This is a genomic window from Rhizobium lusitanum, assembly GCF_014189535.1.
In the GTDB taxonomy this organism is placed as follows: Bacteria; Pseudomonadota; Alphaproteobacteria; order Rhizobiales; family Rhizobiaceae; genus Rhizobium; species Rhizobium lusitanum_C.
In genome coordinates this window covers 1,166,876-1,185,617 of the sequence record NZ_CP050308.1, presented here as the reverse complement: position 1 = coordinate 1,185,617, position 18,742 = coordinate 1,166,876, and the positions used below count along the sequence as shown (strand labels likewise).

Sequence of the window (18,742 nt, the reverse complement as noted above, 5' to 3'; positions counted from 1 at the left end):
GAGATGCCCCAAAGGGGCAGAGGGGGGCGTTCGTCGCGTAGCAGCGAACACCCTGAGCGCAAGCGAAGGGCATCCTTTAATGAGCGGCCTCTCCCAGACCATCACATCCCCTTCAACCGCTCGACCGCCATCAGCACCCGTTCCGGCGTCGCGGGTGCGTCCAGCCGTGGGCAGACACGGTAGTCCGCGACGCTGGCAACGGCCATGGACAGGGCCTCGAGAACGGAAATCGCCAGCATGAAAGGCGGTTCGCCGACGGCCTTGGAGCGGCCGATGGTGGCCTCGGCATTTTCGGACCATTCGGCGAGGCGGACGTTGAAGATCTTCGGGCGGTCGGAGGCGAGCGGGATCTTGTAGGTCGAGGGCGCGTGGGTGCGCAGCCGACCCTTGGCATCCCACCAGAGCTCTTCGGTGGTCAGCCAGCCCATGCCCTGGACGAAGGCGCCTTCCACCTGGCCGATATCGATCGCCGGGTTCAGCGAGCGGCCGACATCGTGGAGGATATCGGTTCGGTCGATCAGATATTCACCGGTCAGCGTGTCGATTGAGACTTCGGAAACCGAGGCACCGTAGGAGAAATAGAAGAACGGCGTGCCGCGCCCGGCCTTGCGGTCCCAATGGATTTTCGGGGTCTTGTAGAAGCCGGCGGCCGAGAGCTGCACACGGCCGAAATAGGCCTGTTTGATGAAATCAGGGAAGGGGATCTCGGTGTCGCCGACGCGCACGCGGTTCGGCAGGAACTGCACTTCTTCGGCCCCGACGCCCCATTTCTCCATGGCGAAGGCGATGAGCCGCTCCTTGATTTGCCGGGCGGCGTCGAAGGCTGCCATGCCATTCAGGTCCGAGCCGGAGGAGGCGGCGGTTGCCGAGGTGTTCGGCACCTTGCCGGTGGTAGTTGCGGTGATCTTCACCCGCTCGATATCGACCTGGAAACTGTCGGCCAGTACCTGCGCCACCTTGGTATAGAGACCCTGGCCCATTTCCGTGCCGCCGTGGTTCAGGTGAATCGAGCCATCCTGATAGACATGCACCAGCGCGCCGGCCTGGTTGAAGGCGGTCATGGTGAAGGAGATGCCGAACTTCACCGGCGTCAGCGCGATGCCCTTGCGGATGAAGCGGCTGGAACGGTTGAATTCGATGATGGCGTTGCGCCGCGCCTGATAATCGGAGGATTCTTCCAGCTCATCGACGATGCGGTGGATGATGTTGTCCTCCACCTCCTGATGATAGGGTGTCAGCGTTCGGCCGGAACCGGGCTGGCCATAGAAATTGGCGCGGCGGATCTCCAGCGGATCCTTGCCGAGCGCATAGGCGATTTCCTCGATAAACCGTTCGCCGCCGACCATGCCCTGGGGGCCGCCGAAGCCGCGGAAGGCGGTGTTGGAAACGGTATGCGTCTTCAGCGGTTTCGAGGTGAGGTGCACATGCGGATAGAAATAGCTCGAATCCGCATGAAACAGCGCGCGGTCGGTGACCGGGCCGGAGAGGTCGGAGGAGAAGCCGCAGCGGGCGGCATAGGTCGCGTCGACCGCATGAATGCGGCCCTCATCGTCGAAGCCGATTTCGTAGTCGACCAGGAAGTCGTGACGCTTGCCGGTGGCGGCCATGTCCTCGTCGCGGTCGGGACGAAATTTGACCGCACGGCCGAGCTTCTTGGCGGCGACGGCGGCGAGTGCGGCGAACTGGTTGCCCTGCGTCTCCTTGCCGCCGAAGCCGCCGCCCATGCGGCGCACGTTTACGGTGACGGCATTGGACGGAATGTTCAGCACATGGCCGACGATGTGCTGGATTTCGCTCGGATGCTGGGTGGAGGACCAGACGGTTACTTCATCGTCTTCGCCGGGGATCGCCATGGCGATGTGGCTTTCGAGATAGAAATGCTCCTGGCCACCGATGCGCATCTGCGCCTTGATGCGGTGCCTGGCATTGGCCATCTCGGTTTCCGGCTCGCCGCGCTTCAGCGTCATCGGCTCGTAGACCAGCGGGCTGCCATTGGCGAGCGCCCCGTCGATATCGCTCCAATGCGGCAGGTCGCGGTAGTCGATCTTGGCAAGCCGTGCGGCGCGGCGGGCGGCATCGCGGGTTTCGGCGATGACGGCAAAGATCGGCTGGCCGTGGAACTCGACCTTGGTCTCGGTGAGCAGCGGCTCGTCATGCATGCCGTTGGAGCTGGTGTCGTTGACGCCGGGGATGTCCTTGCCGGTGAACACCCAGACGACGCCCGGATAGGCTTTGACGGCGGAAAGATCGATGCCGGCGATGTCGGCATGGGCACGGTCGGAGAGGCCAAGCGCGCCATGCAGGAGGCCAGACGGTTCCGGCAGGTCATCGATATAGTCGGCGCTACCCGTCACATGCTTGTGCGCCGAGTCGTGCTTCTGCGAACCATGCATCGAGCCATTGATGACCTTGCGTTCCTCGAAGGTGGACTTGTCCATGATTACGCCTCCACCGTTGCGAAGCGCTTCAATTCCTGCGGCGCGCCAGCCGTTTCGAGATAGAAGCGGATCAGCAGGTTCTTGGCGGTTAGTTGCCGGTATTCGGCGGTGGCGCGCCAGTCGGTGAGCGGCGCGTAGTCGACATCGAAGGCGGGGCGGGCGGCGGTGACTGTCGCCTCGGTCCAGGGCTTGCCGATCAGCTCGGCCTCGACAGTGCGGGCGCGCTTCGGCGTCCCCGCCATGCCACCAAAGGCGATGCGGATATCGGCGACATCGCCGGCCTGATCCAGCGCTAGATGGAAGGCGCCGCAGAGCGCCGAAATATCCTCATCACGGCGTTTGGAGATCTTATAGACGGCGAAATGGATGTCTTCGGCGGGGTAGGGCACGAAGATGCCTTCGACGAATTCGCCGGGATTACGGTCCTGCTTGCCGTAGTCGATGAAGAAATCCTCCAAGGGCAAAGTGCGGCTGCCGGCAAGCGAACGCAGCTTGACGGTGGCGCCGAGCGCGATCAGCGGTGGTGGCGTGTCTCCGATCGGTGACCCATTGGCGATGTTGCCGCCAATCGTTCCCATATTGCGCACCTGTTCGCCGCCGATGCGGTTGATCAGGCTTGCGAATGCCGGGATCTTTTCGGCAATGGCTGTGAAGGCGCGGCTGTAGGTGACGCCGGCGCCGATGGTGAGGCCCGTGTCTTCGATGGTGATCTTCTGCAGGTCGGTCAGGTGATTAATGAAGACGATCGGGTCGAGTTTGCGCATCTGCTTGGTGACCCAGAGGCCGACATCGGTGGAGCCGGCGACAACGGTGGCCGTCGGCTCGTCGGCGAGCACCTGCGCAAGAGCTAAAACCGAGCCCGGTATAATTAGCCGATCCTCGCCGGAGGTGATGGTGATGGTATCGCCGCCCTGTAAGGCCCAGAGGCGGGCGACAATGTCGGACCGGGTTTTTTCCAGCGGATCGAATAGGGCGCTCGGGCGCTTCAGGCCCACCTGTTCGGCCGCTTTGACAATAGGCTCGTAGCCGGTGCAGCGACAGAGATTGCCCTGCAGGCTCTTTTCGATCTGCTCCCGGCTCGGCTTTTCGGTCGATAGCCACAGCCCGTAAAGCGACATGACAAAGCCCGGTGTGCAGAAGCCGCATTGCGAGCCGTGACAGTCGACCATGGCCTGCTGCACCGGATGCAGCGTGCCGTCCTTGGCGGCCAGATGCTCGACTGTGACGACGTGGGTGGCATGCAGCGAGCCGACGAAACGGATGCAGGCGTTGACGGACTCATAGTGAAGTCCACCGTCTATCAGTCGGCCGACCAGAACCGTGCAGGCGCCGCAATCGCCTTCCGCGCATCCCTCTTTCGTTCCCGTCAGATGTCGGTTGAGACGCAGGAAGTCGAGGAGCGTCTCGGTCGGGCGCAGGCTGGAAAGTGAGATATCCTCGCCGTTGAGGATAAAGCGGATGCTGTCGTTCATGTCGTTCCCAATTGTTTTTTGTCGTTCAGGGCCGGACGTGTCGCCGAATCCGGCCCTAACCGTCTATCGTTATTCCGCAGTCCAGCCACCGTCAATCGAGACGTGCGTGCCGGTGACCTGGCGCGCGTCGTCGCTGGCAAGATAGATCGACAATGCGCCGATCTCCTCGGCCTTGACGAATTCGTGTGTCGGCTGCGCCTTGAGGATCACCTCGTTCTTGACCTGCTCCTCGGTCATCCCTCGGGCCTTGGCCGTGGCCGGGATCTGCGCTTCGACGAGTGGGGTCAGGACGTAGCCTGGGCAGATCGCGTTGACCGTGACGCCGAATTCGGCAAGCTCGAGTGCCACCGTCTTGGTCAGGCCCAATATACCATGTTTTGCCGCCACATAGGCGGATTTGAACGGCGAGGCGACGAGGGCGTGGGCCGACGCGATATTGATGATGCGGCCGTATTTCTTCGCCTTCATCAGCGGCACGGCCGCACGAATGGTATGGAACGAACTCGACAGGTTGATGGCGATGATCTGGTCCCATTTGTCTATCGGGAAATCCTCGATCTTCTCCACATGCTGGATGCCGGCATTGTTGACCAGAACGTCGACGCTACCGAAGGTCGAATTGGCGGTCGCGATCAGGTCGGCGATCTCTGCGGGCTTGGTCATGTCGGCTGGATGGTAGATCACTTTGCCGCCGCCGGATGCTTCGAGCGTGTTTCTGATGGCATCGATTTCCTCGGGCTTGCCGAAGCCGTTGATGACGATGTTTTCACCCTTCGCGGCGAAGGCGGTCGCGATGGCGAGGCCGATACCGCTTGTAGACCCGGTGACAACGACTGTTCTTGCCATGATCTTCTCCTTGGACGCGCGGCATCTTGGTGCAGCGCAATAGCAGTCTGAGGTTAGTCCCAAACCGGCGAATATGGCAATCGCATCGCTGCAAGACTCTTTTGCGACAGCATGCTTCATATATTCGCGAGCGGGAACGGGACGTTTTCGACAAAAATTTCGTTTTGCTTTCTTTTCACATTCGTTTTGCTGTCGTATCTGTTGTTTTAAAGACAGAACTATCGGGAGGAATGCATGGGCGGCTATGTCTTGGCGATCGACCAGGGAACGACCTCGACACGGGCGATCGTTTTCGATGGCAATATGAAGGTTGCCGGCGTCGGACAGAAAGAGTTCACGCAACACTATCCGAAACCCGGCTGGGTCGAGCATGATCCGGAGGAAATCTGGGCTTCCGTGCTGTTCACTGTCGGCAAGGCCATTACGGCAGCCGGCATCACGGCAAAGGATATCGCTGCCGTCGGCATCACCAACCAGCGCGAAACCGTTGTCGTCTGGGACCGCGATACCGGCAAGCCGATCCACAATGCCATCGTCTGGCAGGACCGCCGTACCGCGAGCTATTGCGACAAGCTGAAGCGGCAGGATCTGGAGAAGCTCTTCACTCGCCGCACCGGCCTGCTGCTCGATCCTTATTTTTCCGGCACCAAGCTTTCCTGGATGCTGGCCAATGTGAAGGGCGCGCGAGCCCGGGCCGCCAAGGGCGAGCTCTGCTTCGGCACCATCGACACCTTCCTGATCTGGCGGCTGACCGGCGGCAAGAGCTTCGTGACCGATGCGACCAACGCCTCGCGGACGTTGATGTACAATATTGCCAGCAATGAGTGGGACGAGGATCTGCTTGAGATCCTGCGCGTGCCCGCCGCCATGCTGCCGGAGGTGAAGGATTGCGCCGCCGATTTCGGCGTCACCGATGCATCGCTTTTCGGTGCAGCCATTCCCATCCTCGGCGTTGCCGGCGATCAGCAGGCGGCCACCATCGGCCAGGCCTGCTTCGAGCGCGGCATGATGAAGTCCACCTATGGCACCGGCTGCTTCGCGCTGCTCAATACCGGCACGGACATTGTGCGTTCGAAGAACCGGCTGCTGACCACCATCGCCTACCGGCTGAACGGGGAGACGACCTATGCGCTGGAGGGGTCGATCTTCATTGCAGGGGCGGCCGTGCAATGGCTGCGCGATGGGTTAAAGGTGATCAAGAGCGCCGCCGATTCCGGCGCACTGGCGGAAAAGGCCGATCCGTTGCAGGAGGTCTATCTCGTGCCGGCCTTCACCGGCCTTGGTGCTCCGCATTGGGATCCGGATGCGCGTGGTGCGATCTTCGGGCTGACGCGCAATACCGGCCCTGAGGAAATCGTCCGCGCCGCGCTGGAAGCCGTGTGCTACCAGTCGCGTGACCTGCTGGATGCCATGCACAAGGATTGGCGCAATGGCAGCGGCAAGGAGACGGTACTGCGCGTCGATGGCGGCATGGTCGCCTCCGACTGGACGATGCAACGGCTTGCCGACCTGCTCGACGCCCCCGTCGATCGCCCCACCATCCTCGAGACCACGGCACTCGGCGCCGCCTGGCTTGCCGGCAGCCGCGCCGGTGTCTGGCCGGACCGCGAGGGCTTTGCCAAGGCCTGGGCCCGCGACCAACGTTTCGAGCCGGCGATGGACGAGAAAACGCGGAGCGGCAAGCTCAAGGGATGGAAAGACGCGGTGCGGCGGACCTTGAGCGCGGGATAACAGGACAAATTCGGTGCACAGCTCACCTAAGATTTGATCGTGTAAGATTTCTTTATTTTCCTAATGCAACTCGAAGCAGCGATAGTTGATCCTACGAGCGACCCGGCAACATCTCGTTGCGGGGTTCGCTTTCGGTGGGTTCGACTATCTTTCGGTGAACGCCTTCGGGGGTCTTAGGGCGAGGCATGACTGCTAAATTTACGGAACTGAAGAAGCATTTTTATCGGCGCTTGAAATATCGGCTTCTCCGGCCGAAGCCTCCCGCGCTGTGCGAACCATTCTCCGGACCCGTTGTCGTGGTCGGATCGGCGCCAGTGTCGCACAAGCCTGCGGATTTCGACGAGACCTTCCGGGTGATCACCATCAATGGCTCCCAGGTCGTGACCAAGGCCTGGGGTGTCGAGGCGCCAGATGTCGCGCTGGTGCAGTTCAACCAGATCGAGGGAACGAACACCAATGCCGTCGAAGTCCGGCGCGTGCTGAATGGCGAGCGGGCAAAGATGCTGTACATCCTGCTCTGGCGCGACGGTCGCAAGCGACTCGAGGATGGGCTGAAAGCCTTCAACTATCGGTACGACAATCTCGAAATCGTCGACCGCTACCGGCGCATGGCGCTTCTCGACTGGGTCGGCGGCATGCAATGCAGCGAACTGGGCGCCGACGACAAATGCTCGAATGGCATCAACGCCGTGCTTTTCGCGCTCCATAACGGCGCCTCTGCCGTCATCATCACCGGGATCAACCCCGATTCCGGCGGTCATGTCTACAATCAGGAAAATCTGACCCGCTTGCACATTGGCAAGGACAGGGAGATCCTGTTGCGGCTGATCGAGCGAGCCTATCCGATCTTCACCGCCGACCCGGCCGTATCGCAGTCCCTCGGCGTGCCGCTCTGGGAAGGCAAGGCACGCGCCCGGCAGATATCCGAAGGCTCGGCGAAGGCCGCGCGGTCGGTTTCAAAAGCGGCAGGCGTCTTGAACCCGTCTCTCGGTTGATAAGCTAAGCAGCGGACTCATAAATTCGCTCTATTGGGTTCGCACAATTAATGTCGTGGCAATTCGCCCTTGCCGAAAACATACCCGTAAGCGCTTGCTTTTTCGAAATTGGTGCTTGTTAAGTCCGCGCCGTCAAAGACAGCAGCATCGATTGCCGATCCGGAGAATGTTGCCGCTGCCAGCTTTGCTCTCGAAAAGTCGGACGTTTTAACATTGCAATCTGAAAAGTCCGCCCCTTCGAGGTTGGCTTCTGTAAAGCTGGCAAAAATGTAATTTCCGGCGAAAACGGCACCACGAAGATCGCAACGGCTAAAATCGTAAATGCCGTCGTCGCGGTCCAGATCCCGAAATACACGTTCCCCTGCCGCATAGCGCGCAAGGATTTTTTCAGATTTGGTGTCGCGGTTCATGTCGTCAAGTAAAACAATAAAACTCTGCCGCAGGTCAATAGGTTCCTTAGCGTTCAGGTACAGCGTGAGGCTGAGCCTCCATGATCGGACGAGGTGATGCGATCTTGCCGACTTCGACTGGCGTACTATCGAGCCGCTGTAGCACAATAAGGCGAGAGGCGCCCCCGACCGACGTTATTTTGAGCGGCATCTTCTGAGTTTTACGATCTGGCGCACCATGGCGCGATCTACCCCTAGTTCTTCGATCAAAGGCTGACGCCTGTCGTCATTCCATGCCAAAATCGCGGCATGGAATCACTGGATCATGTAAAGACCGACCGGGTTCTGACGCCGCCGCCATTGCGGCCGGGCGATAAGATCCGTTTTGTCTCTCCCGCTAGCCCGCCCGACAGGGATAGGGTTCTCCGGCATGCCGAAATACTGAGAGGCTGGGGGCTCTACGTCGATTTCGGCGAGCATGCCTTTTGCAAGCACGATTATCTTGCCGGGACCGATGAGGAGCGATCGGCGGATCTCGATGCCGCGCTTCGCGATCCCGAGGTTCGGGCTATCTTCACCACGCGTGGCGGCAAGGGATCGTACCGGATTGCCGACCGACTGGATTTTGCGGCTGCCCGGCGCGATCCGAAGTTTCTCATCGGTTTCAGCGATATTACTGCCTTGCATCTCAGCCTCCTGAAGCATGGCCGCTTGATCGGCATTCACGGCGCGTTTTTCGTCGGTCCCGGGGAAGAGGATGTGAGTTCGGAGACCAGCAACTCCCTTCACCAGGCGCTGATGACGACGGAGGATATCGTCATCCGATCCCGCCCGGAGGAACCGACGTCGGCGCTGACGACAAGCGGAATAACCACCGGCCAGCTGATCGGTGGGAACCTCGACATGGTTGCGACAGCCGCCGGTTGGGCGTTGCCGGATATGCATGGGGCGATCCTGCTGCTGGAAGCGGTCAGCCTGTATCGCGGGCAGGTCGACCGGCAAATGACGATGCTGCGTAAGGCCGGGCATCTGGATGGTTTGGCAGGTGTTGCCATTGGCCAGTTCACGGATTTTGAATTCGATCTCCGTTTCTCGGTCATCGATATTCTGCGCGAGCATCTTGACGTGCTCGGCGTGGCGGTCCTTGGCGGCTTACCGCTTGGGCATGGGCGTAGCCCTGTCAGCGCGTTGATCGGGGCCGTCGCGGAGCTTGATGGGGGGTCAGGGACATTGACGATCCGGCGTGACGCGTAGCGTCTTCCAGCGATAATTTTTTGACGTGGCCTGTCGGTGCGGGTGATACTCCTTCGTCTTTAGGGAGAAGGAGACTCGCATGCTGTATGCCATCCTATGCTACAACGACGAAGATACCGTGTTTGCCTGGTCCACGGAGGAGGAGCAGGCGACGATGGAGCGGTTGCTGGCGGTGCAGGCGCCGCTTGCAGAGGCCGGCAAGCTTGGCCCGGTCGCGCGGCTGATGCCGACGACGGCGGCAACGACGTTGCGCAAGGGCAAGAACGAGCCGCTCGTCATCGATGGCCCCTTCGCCGAGACCAAGGAGCAATTGCTTGGCTTCTATGTCATCGACTTTGAGACGCTCGACGAAGCGATTGAATTTTCAAAGAAACTGGCGGTTGCCAATCCTGGTGTCGGCTCCTATGAGATCCGACCACTCCACGTCTTCAGGCCCGGGACGATCGCGACATGACCGACATAGCCTGGATCGATATCGCGCTTACGAATGCCCGGCCTCAGGTGGTCGGTGCGCTGCTGCGCTATTTCCGCAATCTCGATATCGCCGAGGAAGCGTTTCAGGAGGCGTGTCTCCGGGCCTTGAAGACCTGGCCGGACAAAGGGCCGCCGCGTGATCCCGTCGCCTGGCTGATCTTCGTCGGCCGCAACAGCGCCATCGATGCCGTGCGCAAACAGGCGAAGACGCAGGCGCTGCCGGACGAGGAGGCGATCTCCGACACCGGCGACGCCGAGAGCGATCTCGCCGAGCGGCTGGACGGCTCCAACTATCGCGATGATATCCTGCGGCTGCTGTTCATCTGTTGCCATCCGGATCTGCCGGCGACGCAGCAGATCGCCCTGGCGCTGCGCGTCGTTTCCGGCCTTTCGGTGGCGCAGATCGCCCGCGCCTTTCTCGTCAGCGACAGCGCCATGGAGCAGCGCATTACCCGCGCCAAAGCGCGCGTGGCTGCGGCCGGCGTGCCCTTCGAGACGCCAGGTGCTGTCGAGCGGGCGGAGCGCGTGGCGCTCGTCAGCGCCATGATCTATCTCATCTTCAACGAGGGCTACTCTGCCGGCGGACCGGGCCGCGAGGCCGCCGCCTTTGCTGACGAAGCGATCCGGCTTGGCCGGCTGCTCTTGCGCATCTTTCCGACCGAACCCGAAATCATGGGGTTGCTGGCGCTGATGATGCTGCAGCAATCGCGCAATGCGGCGCGCTTCGATGCGAGCGGCCAGATCGTGCTGCTGGAAGATCAGGACCGGTCGCTCTGGAGCCACACGCTCATCGATGAGGCGCTGGCTCTACTCGACAAGGCGATCCGCCATCGTCTTCCCGGCCCCTATCAGCTTCAGGCGGCAATCGCGGCGCTGCATTCCAGGGCCAAGCAGGCAGAGGATACGGACTGGGCGGAAATCGATCTGCTCTACCAAACGCTGGAGCGACTTCATCCGTCGCCGGTCGTGACGCTGAACCGTGCCGTCGCCGTTGCCAAGCTCGAGGGGCCGGAGGTGGCATTGGCCCTGGTGGAGAGTTTGGCGGAGCAGCTCGACAGCTATTTCTATTTTCATGGGCTGAGGGGTGGCCTGCTCATGCAATTGCATCGGGCGCGGGAGGCGCGTTCGGCCTTCGACCGTGCCATCGCACTTGCCCGCTCGCCGGCGGAGGCCGAGCATATCCGCCATCAGCTCGACCGTTTGAGCACGATGGCTCCCGCAATCGCAAAATAATCGACGGATTTTCTCATCCCCTGTCGGGATGAACTGGCCGCAAACGTCCTTGGAACATAGGCCGATCGGGCCGATGCACACTGGAGAGATAGGATCATGACCGAACAGACCGCACGCCACGAGCTTTCGCTGACCCGCATCATCGACGCGCCGCGCGAGAAACTCTATCGCTGCTGGACGGAGGCGAATCTGCTGAAACATTGGTTCGCGCCGCTGCCCTGGACGACATCGGCTGCCGAACTCGACGTTCGTGCCGGCGGCACCAGCTCCGTCACCATGTGCAGCCCGGAGGGTGAAAACTATCCGAATGTCGGCGTCTATCTCGAGGTCGTCCCGAACGAGCGGATCGTCTTCACCGATGCCTTCACCAGCGCCTGGGTGCCATCGGCCAAGCCCTTCATGGTCGGGACCATCCAGCTCGACGATCTCGGCGGCGGCAAGACGCGCTACACCGCGACGGTTCTGCACTGGACGGCGGAGGATCGCGAGGCGCATGAGAAAATGGGCTTTCATGAGGGTTGGGGTCAATGCGCCGATCAGCTCGCGGTACTGGCGGCCAAGATCTGAATTGCTCATTCCAATCCGGGGGATACATCCATGTCCTATGTAACAGATTCACCATCCGGTTCGCGAGCGCAGCGCGTGGCCGGCATGATCCTCAGCGGCTTGATCGTTGTGTTTCTCGTTTTCGACGGCGCGATCAAGCTCATGCCTCTGCCTGTCGTCACCGAGACGATGACGGCGCTCGGCTATTCCGGTGATCCGACGCTCGCGCGGCTGCTGGGCGTCATCACGCTTGTCTGCGCGGTCCTCTATGCCATCCCGGCGACGTCTGTCCTCGGGGCCATCCTCCTCACCGGCCTGCTCGGCGGAGCGATGGCGACACATTTAAGGGTCGGCAGCCCGGTATTTTCGCACCTGCTGTTCGGCCTTTATCTCGGCATCATCGCCTGGGGCGGACTTTACCTTCGCTATGAAGCAGTTCGGAAAATGATTCCGTTCCGACGCTGAAGCTGTTGATTTCGGATTCGATTTGCTAAGGCTCGCTCCCGCATGAACGAGAGGAGCGATCCATGCTGCACGTCACCATAGCGCCAATCGCGCAATCGGATGCCGAAGACCTGATCGCGGCCAATATTGCGAGCCGCGCCTATCACGCGCCCTGGGCCTTTCCCTTTGTCGATCGCGATGGCTTCGATGTCTGGTTCGGCCAGACCGTGACCGGACCCAATATCGGCCTGGTGGCGCGCGACACCAGTTCGGGTGGTATCGTCGGGGTGGTCAATATCAGCCAGATGGTTTGGGGCGGTTTCCGCAGCGCCTTTCTCGGCTATCACGGCATGGTGGGTTTTGCCGGCCGGGGTTTCATGACCGAGGCATTGCGCCTGGCCATTGTCCACGCATTCGATACCGTCGGCCTGCATCGGCTGGAAGCCAATATCCAGCCCGCGAACCAGGCCTCCATCGCGCTCGTGCAGAGGCTCGGTTTCCGCATGGAGGGATTTTCGCCGCAATATCTGAAGATCGGCGGCGTCTGGTGCGATCATGAGCGCTGGGCCCTTTTGGCGGACGATCCGCGGCTCTGATCTGCAACATGAGGTGGTTCGGAGACTGATTCCGAAGCGGTGGTGAAGATACTGATTTTGGATTCCTATTAGGGGTCGCTATCAACATTATCGAACAAACCGTTCGATAATTCACATTTGCGATTACAGCCCTGTCTTCCTATTTCGTTCATCAACAACGAATGGATGTTTCACCATGGAACTTGGCCTTTACACTTTCGCCGACGTCAGTCCCGATCCCGCTCTCAACAAGGGCGTGGAAGCGGCGCGGCGTCTGAATAATCTGATCGAGGAAATCGAGCTGGCTGATCAGGTCGGTCTCGATGTCTTCGGGCTCGGCGAGCATCATCGCCCGGACTATGCGGCGTCGGCTCCGGCTGTGGCGCTTGCCGCCGCTGCCGGGAAGACGAAGAACATTCGGCTGACCAGCGCCGTGACGGTGCTGAGCTCGGACGATCCGGTGCGCGTTTTCCAGCAGTTTTCGACGCTCGATCTCATTTCCAATGGCCGCGCCGAGATCATGGCGGGGCGGGGCTCGTTCATCGAGTCCTTCCCGCTGTTCGGCTACAATCTCGAGGACTACGACCAGCTCTTTGAGGAAAAGCTCGATCTGCTGCTGGCGATCCGCGATGGCGAGCAGGTAAACTGGACGGGCGAGATGCGCGCGCCGATCAACGGGCGCGGGGTCTATCCCCGGCCGCTGCAGGATCCGTTGCCGATCTGGATCGCGGTCGGAGGCACGCCGCAATCGGTGGCGCGTGCCGGTGCGCTGGGCCTGCCGATGGCGATTGCCATCATCGGCGGCGAGCCGCGCCGGTTTGCGCCGCTGGTCGATCTCTATCGCGAGGCCGCCCGCGGCGCCGATCAGGATCAGGCTAAGCTGAAAACCAGCATCAATGTCCACGGCTTCGTTGCCGATACGACCGAGGCTGCCGCCGATCAATTCTACGGTCCGCAGGCCGAGGTGATGAACCGTATCGGCCGCGAGCGTGGCTGGGGGCCGACGAGCCGGGCGCAATTCGACCAGTCGCGCGGACCAAACGGCGCGCTGTTCGTCGGCGATCCTGAAACCGTAGCCGAGAAGATTGTCGCGCATCACAAGTTGTTCAAGAATGACCGTTTCCTGCTGCAAATGGCCATCGGCACGATGCCGCATGATCAGATCATGCGCGGCATCGAGCTCTACGGCACGAAAGTCGCGCCGCTCGTCAGAAAGGCATTGACTGAATTGGGCGGAGAGGCGAAAGCGATTGCTTGAGCCTTCGCGTCGGGAGTGTGCGGGGCACGCGAACGAGCCGGAAGCCGTGAATGATCATCTCGAACGACGACGAACTGACCAAGCTGAAAGAGATCGGTCGCATCTGCGCCAATGCGCTGCAGGCGATGGCGGTGGCGCTGGAGCCGGGCATTACCACGCTGGAGCTGGACGCCATCGGCCGCAAGGTTCTGGAAGACGCTGGCGCGCGTTCCGCGCCGGAGCTGGTCTATCGATTTCCGGGCGCCACCTGCATCAGCGTCAACGAGGAAGTGGCACACGGCATTCCCGGCCCGCGGGTGATCCAGGCCGGTGATCTCGTCAATCTCGACGTTTCCGCCGAGAAGGACGGGTTCTTTTCCGATACCGGTTCGTCCTTCGCCGTGCCGCCGGTCAAGCCGAAGATCGAGCGTCTTTGCCGCGATGGCAAGCGGGCGCTCTGGGTCGGCCTGAACCAGGTGCGCAGCGGCGCGCCTTTCTCCAAGATCGGCCACGCCGTCGGTGCTTTCGCGCAGAAGAACCGCTATACGCTGGTCGCCAATCTCGCCAGCCACGGCATCGGCCGTTCGCTGCATGAGGAGCCCGCCGAGGTTTCCACCTGGGCGGACCCTGATGAGACGCGGATCATGGAGGACGGTCTGGTTTTCACCGTCGAGCCATTCCTGTCGCTTGGCGCCACCTGGGCGGAAGGCGGCGACGATGCATGGACGCTTTATGGCGATCCGCGCGCGCCGACGGTCCAGTTCGAACACACCGTCGTTGCCACCCGCAATGGGCCGATGATCCTGACGCTGGCGGATAGCTGATAGGCTGGGGCGGTTCAGCGCGCCAGCCTGTTGTCCTGATGCTATTCTTGGAATTGTTCCGGCTCAGCCCTCCGTCTTCGTCTCGCCGCGAATGATGTCGGCGGCTGCCCGCTCGAGGATCGCCGCGATACGCGTGCCCTCGGCCTTGCTCCAAGGGTGTTTAGAGCGCATCGCTGCGTGCAGAAGGTGGCGAGCGCGGTGGACGTCGCCGCCATCGCGGCCGAATGGGCCGTCGCGGCCTTCATCGTCGCCGTTGTTCTCGCCGTCAAAAGCCCGTTTGACATGCGCCATTCTTTCACCGATGGCACCCAGCTTGGCGAGCGTCGCCTCGACCAGCTCGCGGTTCTCTTCGACCCGCTTCTGGCCGCTTTCGGTGATGCGGTAGAGTTTCTTCGTGCCGCTCGCCTCGACTTCGGCCAGGCCGGTTTCTTCGAGATAGGTGAGGGCGGGGTAGATGACGCCCGGGCTCGGCACATAGAAGCCGCCGGAGCGCTCTTCCAATGTCTTGATCAGTTCATAGCCATGCCGCTGCTGCTCGGAAAGCAAAGCGAGGATGATGAGCTGCAGATCGGCGGCGTCAAATTTCCGGCCAGTGCGAAACCCGCCGCCGAACATGCCGCCCTTGAAGCCTCTCATGAACTCTCTCCCATGCCTGCCGCGGGAATCGCGGCGTTCGCCATGTCGTAGGATATATGCCTCGACGGTGTCAAAGCTATCGCCGAACATGTGATCTCTAAAGCCTTTCATCGTGTATCTCCTGTTGAGGTGGTGTGATTTTGTATCGTTAGCCATGTCGTAAGATATATATCGTAAGATAACATCTTGCAAGGGGACGTCGAATTTTTTGCTGAGTGGGATGGGTGGGGCGTGCGGCGGAGCGGGAGAGCTGCCTATGGCCGGCTGAACAATCGCCTCACGATCACGGGATAAGCGATTACATCTACGTAAGAAACAGGCTGGGCCGGTTGCCGCCTCTTGCGAACTGCCTTAGGTTCGCCGTTAACAAACGTCATTGCGGTTCGAAATCCCAATCAAGAAAGCTGCGCTTCTCGTGTTTCATTCCTTTTTCCCTCAGCCGAAATTGTTCTTCACGTCTATGCTCTTGTGGACGATCCTGTGCATCGCAATCTGGTATGGGGCCGCAGACAGTTTCGGTCAGCATCTCGGTTTTGTCATGCCGCCGGAGGGACAGGAACCTTATGACCTGACCTACTTTGTCCTGTCGGGTAATCTCTGGTTCTACGGCTTCTTCATTCTCTGCATGTTGCTATTCTGCGGCGTGTGGCATCTGCTTGCCAGAAACCATCCGTGGAAGATTTGGTCCGTTTGGGGATCGGCATTCGTCATCTTCGTTACCTACTACAGTGTTCAGGTCGCTGTTGTTATCAACAACTTCCGCCGCCCAATGGGCGACACGATGCAGCGAGCCTTCAACAAGGACCCAACGTTAACGCAATCGGACTTCTTTAATTTGATACTTATTTTCGGACAGGTTGCTTTTGTAGCCATGTTCATTTCAGTGCTTACCGATTTCTTTACGAGCCACTACATCTTCCGCTGGCGCACGGCGATGAATGACTTCTACATCTCGAAATGGGAGAAACTCCGCCACATCGAGGGCGCGTCTCAGCGAGTTCAGGAAGATACGATGCGCTTTTCGAGTACGCTGGAAGGATTGGGTATCAGCCTGATCAATTCAGTCATGACGCTCATTGTGTTTTTGCCGATTCTCTTGTCGCTTTCCAATTATGTGACGGAGTTGCCTATTTTGGGCCACGTCCCGCGTGCGTTGTTCTGGCTTGCTATCTTCTGGTCGATTTTCGGGACGGTATTGCTGGCCGTTGTCGGCATCAAGCTGCCGGGCCTCAATTTCAAAAACCAACGCGTGGAAGCAGCCTACCGCAAGGAATTGGTTTACGGCGAGGATCATGCCGACAGAGCCGAGCCGGTGACCGTTAAAGAGCTTTTCTCCAACGTGCGCCGAAACTATTTTCGGATGTATTTTCATTATCTCTATTTCAACATCGCTCGCGGCTTCTATGCGCAAGCGGACAACATGTTTCTGTTGATTATGCTAACTCCAACACTCGTTGCCGGCGCGTTGACATATGGTATCTGGCAACAGGTTTCCACGGCATTCAGCCAGGTCAGCAATTCATTCCAGTACCTCGTTTCCCAATGGACAACGATCATCGAGCTCCTCTCGATCCACAAGCGCCTCAAAGCCTTCGAGGCGGCGATCGACGACGCGCCGCTGCCGAAGATCGATCAGAATTATCTCGAGCGTGAGGCAGGCGTCATTCACACGGATGGCTGACGAAACGAGGCTCCGGAAACGGGGCCTTTTTCATGTCTCGATGATGGCGCGTAAGGTCATGTCGGTCACGGTCTCATCCCGCAGTTGGACTGGCGAGAGAAGATCTGCGTTTGCCGCACCGCCGGCCCTTCGCTTTGGCTCAGGGCGTTCGTCGCTGCAATCGACCCACCGGGTCGATTGCTCCAGCTTTGCTGGATCGCTCCTCACCCCTGCTGCGGCTTGCCCCGCGCCGCGATCAGCGGGATCGCCTCGGAATAGCTGACGCAGGCGACGCCGTCCTTGTGGCAGACGTCGCTGACGAAGCGGTCGAGGGCGCGCCAATAGGCCCCGTCGTTCATTTCGACGAAGTGAAAGCCGAGCTGCAGCGGAATGCGGTCGCCGTTGTACTGCTTGTCGAAGGCGGCTTCGAAGGCCGCGAAGGTGCGGTCTTCATAGGTCTTGGAATTGGCCTTGTCCTCGACGCCCTTGGAATGGCGGACATAGAGGTTGTAGTCCATGCCGATCACCAGACGGTTGTCTGGGCCTTCGGGGATCAGCGGCAGGCCGAAGCGATAGAGGCCGTCGACCACCTGCGGCAGCGCGGGCCCCTTGGTGACGAGACTTGCGTCATATTGAAAGCCCATCGCCTTTTCCGCCGGCACCAGCCCGTCGCTGGTGGAGAGATATGGCGCGCGAAAACCCTTGACGTCGTGGGTGGCGAAATCTTCCCAGCCCTGCGGCTCCTTGTCCGCCAGGCCGACATTCTTCCAGGCGTCGCGCAGCGCCACGCGGGCGCTCATGAAATCCTGCTTCCAGTCGGCCGCGCTCCATGTCTTGCCGTCGAAATGACCGCAGGCGTGGCTGGAAATATCGTGGCCTTCCAGATGCGCGCCCCAGATATTGGCGATGCGGGTGCGCACGTCGTCCTCGCTCTTGGCAAAGCCGACATTGGATTTTCCGGCCCGCTGACCCGGCGCCTGATAGGCCTTGGCCTGGGCGCGATTCATCAGGAAGGTGCAGGAGAGAAAGTAAGTAAAATGCGCGCCGTTGCGCGAAGCGATCTCGCGGCTCTTCGTCCACAGTGCGGTGTCATGCGCGCCGTCGAAGGAGATCATCACCAATTGCTTCGGCTTTTCATCGGCCTGTTCATCGGCCTGTGCGATTGCCGGGAGGGCAACGGAAAGGGCGAGGGACGCAAGGGAGACAAAACGAAACATGGGCACCGCGATTGTTTGAGTGAGCATGCTCTCATCCGAAAACGGATTCATACGTTTCGGGATCACGCTCTAACTTGGTGGCTTCCTGTCGCCTAAATGCGGCAAAGCTGCGGTGACGCTAGTAATTTTCGCCATAATCGATACTGATGTCATTACAACGGCGAAACAGGATTTCCTCATGTCATTGCTCATTCTCGGCATCGTTCTTTTCCTCGGTCTCCACCTGATCCGCGTCGTCGCGCCGGGTTTACGCAGCTCGTTGATCTCGAGCCTAGGGGAGCCCGGCTGGAAGATCGGCTATTCCATTGCCAGCGTCCTGACGCTGATTCTTCTCATCTATGGGTTCGGGCAGGCGCGCGACATGACCCCGATCTGGTCGCCGCCGTTCTGGATGAGCCACATCACGATCCTGTTGATGCTGTTCGCGATGATCTGTCTTGTCGCCTCGCTGTTGCCAGCGGGGCATATCGCAGTCAGGGCGAAGCATCCAATGGTGCTGTCGGTGAAGATTTGGGCTTTGGCGCATCTGCTCTCCAATGGCGATGGCGCCGCCATGCTGCTGTTTGCCGCTTTCCTCGCCTGGGGCGTTATTCTCCGGATTTCGCTGAAGAAGCGTGAGCGCGCCGGTGAGATTTCGCTACGCCCGTTCGTTTCGGCGAAATACGATCTCTATGCGATCGTCATCGGCGTCGTCGCCTGGGGATTGATTATTTGGAAGCTGCATGCGTGGATTATCGGGGTTTCGCCGCTGGTTATGTGACGATTTCTGCC

General features: G+C 60.3%; 18 protein-coding genes. 12 read left to right on the top strand and 6 right to left on the bottom strand.

Features of this window, described 5'->3' with window-relative positions; genetic code table 11:
* Positions 1-101 precede the first annotated feature (101 nt).
* The 3 genes from xdhB to HB780_RS19480 form a co-directional block, all read right to left on the bottom strand.
* Positions 102-2,438 (bottom strand): xanthine dehydrogenase molybdopterin binding subunit, encoded by a 2,337-nt coding sequence (xdhB, locus tag HB780_RS19490; protein WP_183695251.1) that lies wholly within the window; start codon positions 2,436-2,438, stop codon positions 102-104.
* A gap of 2 nt (positions 2,439-2,440) precedes the next feature.
* Positions 2,441-3,910, bottom strand: coding sequence for a xanthine dehydrogenase small subunit (gene xdhA / locus HB780_RS19485; RefSeq protein ID WP_183695247.1), 1,470 nt, complete (start codon positions 3,908-3,910; stop codon positions 2,441-2,443).
* A gap of 69 nt (positions 3,911-3,979) precedes the next feature.
* Positions 3,980-4,756, bottom strand: a complete 777-nt coding sequence (locus HB780_RS19480; protein WP_183695244.1) for a 3-hydroxybutyrate dehydrogenase — start codon at positions 4,754-4,756, stop codon at positions 3,980-3,982.
* Positions 4,757-4,990: 234 nt separating this feature from the next.
* Between HB780_RS19480 and glpK the strand changes: the two genes are divergently transcribed.
* Positions 4,991-6,487, top strand: a complete 1,497-nt coding sequence (glpK, locus tag HB780_RS19475) for a glycerol kinase GlpK (RefSeq protein WP_183695241.1) — start codon at positions 4,991-4,993, stop codon at positions 6,485-6,487.
* Between the two features lie 185 nt (positions 6,488-6,672).
* Complete coding sequence (locus HB780_RS19470) at positions 6,673-7,482, top strand: membrane-anchored protein (RefSeq protein ID WP_183695238.1); 810 nt, start codon at positions 6,673-6,675, stop codon at positions 7,480-7,482.
* Between the two features lie 47 nt (positions 7,483-7,529).
* On the opposite strand, the gene HB780_RS19465 is transcribed toward HB780_RS19470, so the two are convergent.
* Entirely contained in the window at positions 7,530-7,892 is a 363-nt protein-coding gene (locus HB780_RS19465; protein WP_183695235.1) for a pentapeptide repeat-containing protein, read from the bottom strand.
* Positions 7,893-8,180: 288 nt separating this feature from the next.
* Between HB780_RS19465 and HB780_RS19460 the strand changes: the two genes are divergently transcribed.
* From HB780_RS19460 to map, 8 genes are all read left to right on the top strand, one after another.
* Positions 8,181-9,125, top strand: a complete 945-nt coding sequence (locus tag HB780_RS19460; RefSeq protein ID WP_183695232.1) for a S66 peptidase family protein — start codon at positions 8,181-8,183, stop codon at positions 9,123-9,125.
* 79 nt (positions 9,126-9,204) lie between these two features.
* Entirely contained in the window at positions 9,205-9,579 is a 375-nt protein-coding gene (locus HB780_RS19455; RefSeq protein WP_183695229.1) for a YciI family protein, read from the top strand.
* A complete protein-coding gene (locus HB780_RS19450) occupies positions 9,576-10,832 on the top strand; it encodes an RNA polymerase sigma factor (RefSeq protein WP_183695226.1) in 1,257 nt (418 codons plus the stop codon). Before HB780_RS19455 ends, HB780_RS19450 begins: the two co-directional genes overlap by 4 nt.
* Before the next feature lie 96 nt (positions 10,833-10,928).
* Entirely contained in the window at positions 10,929-11,399 is a 471-nt protein-coding gene (locus HB780_RS19445; RefSeq protein WP_183695223.1) for an SRPBCC family protein, read from the top strand.
* A 30-nt stretch (positions 11,400-11,429) separates the two neighbouring features.
* Entirely contained in the window at positions 11,430-11,843 is a 414-nt protein-coding gene (locus HB780_RS19440) for a DoxX family protein (protein WP_183695220.1), read from the top strand.
* A gap of 62 nt (positions 11,844-11,905) precedes the next feature.
* Positions 11,906-12,418, top strand: coding sequence for a GNAT family N-acetyltransferase (locus HB780_RS19435; protein WP_183695217.1), 513 nt, complete (start codon positions 11,906-11,908; stop codon positions 12,416-12,418).
* Between the two features lie 175 nt (positions 12,419-12,593).
* Entirely contained in the window at positions 12,594-13,655 is a 1,062-nt protein-coding gene (locus HB780_RS19430) for an LLM class flavin-dependent oxidoreductase (protein ID WP_183695214.1), read from the top strand.
* Positions 13,656-13,705: 50 nt separating this feature from the next.
* Complete coding sequence (map, locus tag HB780_RS19425) at positions 13,706-14,458, top strand: type I methionyl aminopeptidase (RefSeq protein WP_183695211.1); 753 nt, start codon at positions 13,706-13,708, stop codon at positions 14,456-14,458.
* 63 nt (positions 14,459-14,521) lie between these two features.
* Here the strand turns inward: map and HB780_RS19420 are convergent, their stop codons facing one another.
* Complete coding sequence (locus tag HB780_RS19420; protein WP_183695208.1) at positions 14,522-15,094, bottom strand: PadR family transcriptional regulator; 573 nt, start codon at positions 15,092-15,094, stop codon at positions 14,522-14,524.
* A 415-nt stretch (positions 15,095-15,509) separates the two neighbouring features.
* Between HB780_RS19420 and sbmA the strand changes: the two genes are divergently transcribed.
* Positions 15,510-16,775 carry a peptide antibiotic transporter SbmA gene (sbmA, locus tag HB780_RS19415; RefSeq protein ID WP_183697274.1) on the top strand — a complete coding sequence of 422 codons (1,266 nt, stop codon included), beginning with the start codon at positions 15,510-15,512 and terminating at the stop codon, positions 16,773-16,775.
* Positions 16,776-16,978: 203 nt separating this feature from the next.
* On the opposite strand, the gene HB780_RS19410 is transcribed toward sbmA, so the two are convergent.
* The gene (locus HB780_RS19410) at positions 16,979-17,971 is read right to left on the bottom strand and encodes a polysaccharide deacetylase family protein (protein ID WP_183697272.1); all 993 of its coding nucleotides are present in this window, start codon (positions 17,969-17,971) and stop codon (positions 16,979-16,981) included.
* Between the two features lie 178 nt (positions 17,972-18,149).
* Between HB780_RS19410 and HB780_RS19405 the strand changes: the two genes are divergently transcribed.
* Complete coding sequence (locus HB780_RS19405; protein ID WP_183695205.1) at positions 18,150-18,731, top strand: NnrU family protein; 582 nt, start codon at positions 18,150-18,152, stop codon at positions 18,729-18,731.
* Positions 18,732-18,742: the final 11 nt, after the last annotated feature.